The organism is Arthrobacter sp. WCS2018Hpa-7, from assembly GCF_031843805.1.
Classification (GTDB): Bacteria; Actinomycetota; Actinomycetes; order Actinomycetales; family Micrococcaceae; genus Arthrobacter.
Genome location: NZ_JAVTJB010000046.1, coordinates 1 through 4114, shown reverse-complemented (window position 1 = coordinate 4114; position 4114 = coordinate 1). Strand labels below are relative to the sequence as shown.

The following is a 4114-nucleotide window of genomic DNA, read 5'->3' as shown; positions in this document are numbered from 1 at the left end:
AAGCTTCGCCAGCAGCCAAAAAACAACGGGGGAGAGGGGAAGCTGGCCGGTCACCTAAGCCGCCCCACCCACCACCTTTCTCGGCAAAAGAAGGAGCAACACCATGAACGCAATCAGCGTCCAGACGATCATCACAGAGGACACCGGCGAAACCATCCACGACGTGCCCTTACTCGTGGATTACCACATGAACGACGGCTACGACTGGATGGACGTCATCTCAGAACACGGCTGGGCCGTGATCCCCAGCTGGGGATGCGACGGCTGGGACCTGGGCCAGTGGCCCTACGTCATGGTTGCTGGAACCCGCACCGCCGACGGGACCGGAAACCTGTTCGGCATGGCTACCTACTGCGAGGGCGACGTGAAAACGACGTTCTACCGGACCAAGGCCCGTTTCTGGGACGCGATCACCGAAGAGGCTTTTTCCCATTGGAAGAACGGGCAAGCCCAAGGCCCTGCGGACCTGCCCGAAGCCGCCGCGGAGCTTCCCAGCCGCTACCGCATCCCGCCCACGTTCCAACCAGCAGCCGCCGCCTAACAGCCCTCGACTCCTTGCCGGGCGGACCCCCGCCCGGCAAGGCACCAAACCAGCAAAGGACCGAGAACAATGACCGAAAACCGCGTCATCGCCAACAGTCCGGCCCAAGCCGTGGTCTTCCTCGAAACCCTCGCCGCAATCGTGGAGAGTCCCCGGTCGCCTACAGCACCGACGGAGCCGAAGACCTCGCCGCCCACATACGCGGCATGGCTGCAGCCGTCACCACCGAGGCCGATCTGAACCCCGGCGAGCTGACCATCACCCGGCAATACGCGGCACTGGACTGGCACAACGAAGCCGTGGCCGTCCTGTTCGCCGCAGAACACCGCCCCACGTTCCTCTAGCAGGAACTGAGAACCGATGTACTGCCCGGCCAGAGCCGGGCAGTACATCCCCACCACTTCAAAGGAGCCAGCACATGAGCAACGCCACCACAGCCCCCAAAGGCATCACCGCCCTGATCTACCGCGACGCACTGGGCGCGGACTTCTCCAATCAGGGCATTTCCGCCCGCGTCATGGAGGTAACCGTCATCGGCGAGGGCATCGACCCCGTTTTCGAAGCCACCGAGGAACGGCCCGCCGTCCGGCTCGTCAAGAACGACAGCTTCCACCGCGAAACCGTGATCCACGCCGAGCCAGTCGCCCCAGACGACGAACCGGCCCCGTGGTACATGTTCGGCGGCACGTTCATCTTCAGCAGCGACTCACGATTCCGACGCGCAGCCGGACAGTACGGAGCCATCCCGCTCCACGACCGCCGCGAGTAGCCCGGAGGGTGGCCGGTCTTTCTGGGCCGGTCACGGCGGGCGGTCCGCCGCAGGTGGCTGGCCCGGGTGGGTGGTTGCCGGCGACGGACCGCCAATCCCGCAACGGGGCCGGTTGTCGGTCACCTGGTGCCTGCGGCAAACCCGGGCGGGGATTGCCCTGGGCGGATCCGCGGGAGCCAGAGGAGAAGCATGCTCGCAGGGCTCGCACCCCTTTTGGGCGTCCACTCCGCTTCGCTCCGTGGTCGGCTGTTGGGTGCTGCCGGTCCGTCGCAGAGCTCCTGCCCGTCATCACCTGTTTGTCTCCGACGTTTTCTGGTTGCTGTCCTCCGGATTGTAGGCGTCCACTCCACCCCGTCTAGTCCCTCCAAAAGCAGTCGGGGCCTGCGGCACTGGAATTCTTCGACGGCGCTTCGCTTATTTCCTTTCGAAGATTTCCAGCACCTTGCCCTGCGGGTAGACAGGGCTCCGCTGGCCGCCGAGCAAGCAAGCTTGCCAGCAACCAAAAAACAACGGGGGGAGAGGGGAGCTGGCCGGTCACCATTGGTCGCCCCACCCACCACCTTTCTCGGCAAAAGAAGGAGCAACATGTTGAACCACCTGATCGCGCTGTATATCCCGGCGCGACTGAGCGAAAGCGTCACCGTGCACAGCGTTGACGCCCGGCACACAAGCCTTCAGATCATCGTCGGCGGCGGACTGGAATGCATCGCCCGAGGCGACTGGCAGGTCTACCTGAACGCGGAAACGCAAACCACCGGACCTTCAAACGTCCGTGCGGTGCAGCTGCTCCACGAAACCGGCCTTGACCTGCCGGTAACCGGGAACGCCGTGTTCCTGGGCAGGGCAGGACTGAACCACGACAATGACGTGCCGGACTACCTCATCCGCAGGGCCGAAGTGCTGTTCGATACCCGCCTGATCCAGTCAGCGGCCTAGCCGCCCACGGTGGCCGGGAACCCGACGTTCCCGGCCACCCCAACCACTCACTTTCTCGGCAAAAGAAGGACACACATCATGACTGAAAAACTCACCCTCACCAGCCCCGCTGACCTGCTGGCCTACGTCCCGCACCTGCTCGGAGGAACCCCCACAGAATCATTCGTCGTGCTGACAGCCACCGCCGGAGCCCTTGGCGCCACGCTGCGCGTGGACGCCCCCATGGACGCGGCACCGCTGGGTTTCGCCCAAACGGTGACCAGCCTCGCGGCACAGGACGAGAACGCTACGGCCTGCTACCTCATCGTCTACACCGACGAAACCAGCACCGATGCCCGGTTCCCCTACGCCGCGCACGTCGCGGCCCTGGGCAACGAACTGGCCACGGCACGGATGCCCGTCCGCAAGGTCTACCTCGTCACGAGCACCCACTGGGCCGCTTACGGCAGCATGGAGCGGAACCCGTTGGAGCAGATCAAGGACAGCAACGCCAACGCCACCCTGACCTTCATGGGAAGCGCCCCGACCGTGGACATCTACAACCCGGCATTGCTGGGCAAATGGGTCGAGCCGGTTCAGGTGCCCGTCCGCACGGAGGAATCCGTAGAGGAAGCACGGCGCGAATGGGTAACCGCACTGGACGCCGACGGCATGCCGGACCATGAGACCGCACGGAAACTGGCGGCATGGTTCCAAGACAACTTCATCAGGGACTTCCTCATGGCCGACACCATCACCACGAACAACGGCGTCATCATTGACATCATTTTGGGCAAGTTCAACGGCCGTCCCGACTGGAAGCGCGTGGACCACGCCGAAACCATTGCGTTCGAACTGATGAAGGCCGTCCCCGAGGGCCAGCGCGCACCCATGCTGACCCTCATGGGATGGCTGCAATGGCTCAAAGGATATGGAAAGCACGCAGAGCGCTACCTGAAACTGGCCGTCGAGGACGTGCACGGTTACCGGTTTGCAGAACAGCTGTACGACCTGATTGGCAGCGTCTACATCGCAGAAGTCGCCAAGAACCAAGAAACCGCCTATAAGCGCCCCACCAGCTAACCGGTCAGGCCGGGCAGGATCAGCAACGGTCCTGCCCGGCCGCTCAGTAGCGGGGCGGCCTCCTCCGCTGGCGCTCCCCCGGCCGCCATAACGCTGGCGCGGGCGCAGCAGCAACCCAGCCAACGCAAAGGATCCACGGCTACAGTGAACTTCAACGAGAACACTGCACCAGGAGATCCAACATGGGAACCGAATACATCCTGACTGAGGACGACAAACCAACACCAGAGGCGAGCTTCCTCGAAGACGTCATCGAGCTGCAGCTGCTCACCGCCAATGAATCCTTGGGAGCGGTGGACTTCACTCACCCCCAGGAACACCACGACTTCTAGCGCACCCCCTGCAGCAACGACGCTGCACCACAGATTTCCTTTTTGCCGAGGAACAACGAAGAGCCGGCCCCACCAGGGTGCCGGCTCTTCTGCCTTTACAGGAACAGCCGCACTCAGCGGAGATGGAACCGGAACCCAATGCCGTAGTAAACGGCACGGGCCCAGGCCTGCAACGTGGATTCGGCCATCGTCAGGTTGATCGCGTTGGCCTCGCTCCTGGCCGCCGCAACGATTTCAGACAGCGGCTGATCCTCCAACGCTTCAACCCTCGCCGTCATCCGGGAGAGTTCCAGCCTGATGCTTTCAGTATTCATGGCAACGTCCTTCACTTCAGATCTACATGACCTGGTGAACGTAAGGCCGAATTTCAAACCAGTGGGGGACGGGTACCCGTGTTGCTGACTCAGCAGCGTGCTCGTGGGGCTCGCACCCTTTTGGGCGTCCACTCCGCTTCGCTCCGTGGCCGGCTGTTGG

The 4114-nt window shown here is 63.3% G+C and carries 8 protein-coding genes; 7 read left to right on the top strand and 1 reads right to left on the bottom strand.

Translation table 11 applies throughout. The features are described from left to right. Window positions 1-103: 103 nt before the first annotated feature. The 7 genes from RQH14_RS23080 (at window position 104) to RQH14_RS23050 (ending at window position 3640) form a co-directional block, all read left to right on the top strand. Window positions 104-541: a hypothetical protein gene (locus RQH14_RS23080; protein WP_311215441.1), complete on the top strand. Its 438-nt coding sequence runs from the start codon at window positions 104-106 to the stop codon at window positions 539-541. 69 nt (window positions 542-610) lie between these two features. After that, window positions 611-781, top strand: coding sequence for a hypothetical protein (locus tag RQH14_RS23075; protein WP_311215440.1), 171 nt, complete (start codon window positions 611-613; stop codon window positions 779-781). Further along, window positions 748-885, top strand: a complete 138-nt coding sequence (locus RQH14_RS23070) for a hypothetical protein (protein ID WP_311215439.1) — start codon at window positions 748-750, stop codon at window positions 883-885. Before RQH14_RS23075 ends, RQH14_RS23070 begins: the two co-directional genes overlap by 34 nt. Window positions 886-959: 74 nt before the next feature. Continuing rightward, window positions 960-1310, top strand: a complete 351-nt coding sequence (locus RQH14_RS23065) for a hypothetical protein (RefSeq protein ID WP_311215438.1) — start codon at window positions 960-962, stop codon at window positions 1308-1310. Window positions 1311-1895: 585 nt separating this feature from the next. Continuing rightward, the gene (locus RQH14_RS23060; RefSeq protein ID WP_311215437.1) at window positions 1896-2246 is read left to right on the top strand and encodes a hypothetical protein; all 351 of its coding nucleotides are present in this window, start codon (window positions 1896-1898) and stop codon (window positions 2244-2246) included. 78 nt (window positions 2247-2324) lie between these two features. Next, window positions 2325-3308: a DUF4192 family protein gene (locus tag RQH14_RS23055; protein ID WP_311215436.1), complete on the top strand. Its 984-nt coding sequence runs from the start codon at window positions 2325-2327 to the stop codon at window positions 3306-3308. A gap of 182 nt (window positions 3309-3490) precedes the next feature. Continuing rightward, window positions 3491-3640: a hypothetical protein gene (locus RQH14_RS23050; RefSeq protein WP_231339858.1), complete on the top strand. Its 150-nt coding sequence runs from the start codon at window positions 3491-3493 to the stop codon at window positions 3638-3640. A gap of 113 nt (window positions 3641-3753) precedes the next feature. On the opposite strand, the gene RQH14_RS23045 is transcribed toward RQH14_RS23050, so the two are convergent. After that, window positions 3754-3954 (bottom strand): hypothetical protein, encoded by a 201-nt coding sequence (locus tag RQH14_RS23045; RefSeq protein ID WP_311215435.1) that lies wholly within the window; start codon window positions 3952-3954, stop codon window positions 3754-3756. Window positions 3955-4114 lie beyond the last annotated feature (160 nt).

What these genes read in the sequence shown, in the direction of transcription:
- RQH14_RS23080 (WP_311215441.1), top strand. Translation starts at nt 104, where the DNA reads ATGAACGCAATCAGCGTCCAGACGATCATCACAGAGGACACCGGCGAA.
- RQH14_RS23075 (WP_311215440.1), top strand. Translation starts at nt 611, where the DNA reads ATGACCGAAAACCGCGTCATCGCCAACAGTCCGGCCCAAGCCGTGGTC.
- RQH14_RS23070 (WP_311215439.1), top strand. Translation starts at nt 748, where the DNA reads ATGGCTGCAGCCGTCACCACCGAGGCCGATCTGAACCCCGGCGAGCTG.
- RQH14_RS23065 (WP_311215438.1), top strand. Translation starts at nt 960, where the DNA reads ATGAGCAACGCCACCACAGCCCCCAAAGGCATCACCGCCCTGATCTAC.
- RQH14_RS23060 (WP_311215437.1), top strand. Translation starts at nt 1,896, where the DNA reads ATGTTGAACCACCTGATCGCGCTGTATATCCCGGCGCGACTGAGCGAA.
- RQH14_RS23055 (WP_311215436.1), top strand. Translation starts at nt 2,325, where the DNA reads ATGACTGAAAAACTCACCCTCACCAGCCCCGCTGACCTGCTGGCCTAC.
- RQH14_RS23050 (WP_231339858.1), top strand. Translation starts at nt 3,491, where the DNA reads ATGGGAACCGAATACATCCTGACTGAGGACGACAAACCAACACCAGAG.
- RQH14_RS23045 (WP_311215435.1), bottom strand. Translation starts at nt 3,954, where the DNA reads ATGAATACTGAAAGCATCAGGCTGGAACTCTCCCGGATGACGGCGAGG.